General features: G+C 46.2%; 2 tRNA genes and 1 rRNA gene. All 3 read left to right on the forward strand.

Going from position 1 to position 1548, the window contains the following annotated elements:
- Window positions 1-1065 (forward strand): 16S ribosomal RNA (locus QO182_RS19355); the annotation flags it as partial.
- A 216-nt stretch (window positions 1066-1281) separates the two neighbouring features.
- Window positions 1282-1355: transfer RNA gene (locus QO182_RS19360), tRNA-Ile, on the forward strand.
- 116 nt (window positions 1356-1471) lie between these two features.
- Window positions 1472-1545, forward strand: a tRNA-Ala gene (locus tag QO182_RS19365).
- The last annotated feature ends 3 nt before the right edge of the window (window positions 1546-1548 follow it).

Raw genomic sequence — 1548 nt, forward strand, 5'->3', positions numbered from 1 at the left:
CCTCTACGTGTAGAGACTTGACGGTACTGTAAGAATAAGGATCGGCTAACTCCGTGCCAGCAGCCGCGGTAATACGGAGGATCCAAGCGTTATCCGGAATCATTGGGTTTAAAGGGTCCGTAGGCGGTCAGATAAGTCAGTGGTGAAAGCCCATCGCTCAACGGTGGAACGGCCATTGATACTGTCTGACTTGAATTATTAGGAAGTAACTAGAATATGTAGTGTAGCGGTGAAATGCTTAGAGATTACATGGAATACCAATTGCGAAGGCAGGTTACTACTAATATATTGACGCTGATGGACGAAAGCGTGGGTAGCGAACAGGATTAGATACCCTGGTAGTCCACGCCGTAAACGATGGATACTAGCTGTTGGGAGCAATCTCAGTGGCTAAGCGAAAGTGATAAGTATCCCACCTGGGGAGTACGAACGCAAGTTTGAAACTCAAAGGAATTGACGGGGGCCCGCACAAGCGGTGGAGCATGTGGTTTAATTCGATGATACGCGAGGAACCTTACCAAGGCTTAAATGTAGATTGACCGGTTTGGAAACAGATCTTTCGCAAGACAATTTACAAGGTGCTGCATGGTTGTCGTCAGCTCGTGCCGTGAGGTGTCAGGTTAAGTCCTATAACGAGCGCAACCCCTGTTGTTAGTTGCCAGCGAGTCATGTCGGGAACTCTAACGAGACTGCCAGTGCAAACTGTGAGGAAGGTGGGGATGACGTCAAATCATCACGGCCCTTACGCCTTGGGCTACACACGTGCTACAATGGCCGGTACAGAGAGCAGCCACTGGGTGACCAGGAGCGAATCTATAAAACCGGTCACAGTTCGGATCGGAGTCTGCAACTCGACTCCGTGAAGCTGGAATCGCTAGTAATCGGATATCAGCCATGATCCGGTGAATACGTTCCCGGGCCTTGTACACACCGCCCGTCAAGCCATGGAAGCTGGGGGTGCCTGAAGTCGGTGACCGCAAGGAGCTGCCTAGGGTAAAACTGGTAACTAGGGCTAAGTCGTAACAAGGTAGCCGTACCGGAAGGTGCGGCTGGAACACCTCCTTTCTAGAGCCTTAGTGTTAGCTTATTTATAAGCACGGTAGGGAAAGAGACGAAAAGAGAAAGTGGAAACAAAGATTGAAATTATATTACTCTTGCTGTTAGTTCAAATAATACAATTTAAGTAAAAGATAAACGATTTACGATTATTGAATGCTGATTGTTGGTTGTGGATTTTAAATCTGAGATCAAAAATCGTTAATCATAAATCAGAAATCACCTTGTCTCGTAGCTCAGCTGGTTAGAGTACTACACTGATAATGTAGGGGTCGACAGTTCGAGTCTGTCCGAGACAACTATTTAAACTTAAATAGCTCCTGAAATAAATTCAGGACAAAAGGAAATTTTAGAAGTATGAGTATGAATTATACATTAATTCAAAATTCACCATTCATAATTTAAAATTTGAAACGGGGGATTAGCTCAGCTGGCTAGAGCGCCTGCCTTGCACGCAGGAGGTCAACGGTTCGACTCCGTTATTCTCCACGA

Source organism: Flavobacterium sp. Arc2 (genome assembly GCF_041431385.1).
Taxonomy (GTDB): domain Bacteria; phylum Bacteroidota; class Bacteroidia; order Flavobacteriales; family Flavobacteriaceae; genus Flavobacterium.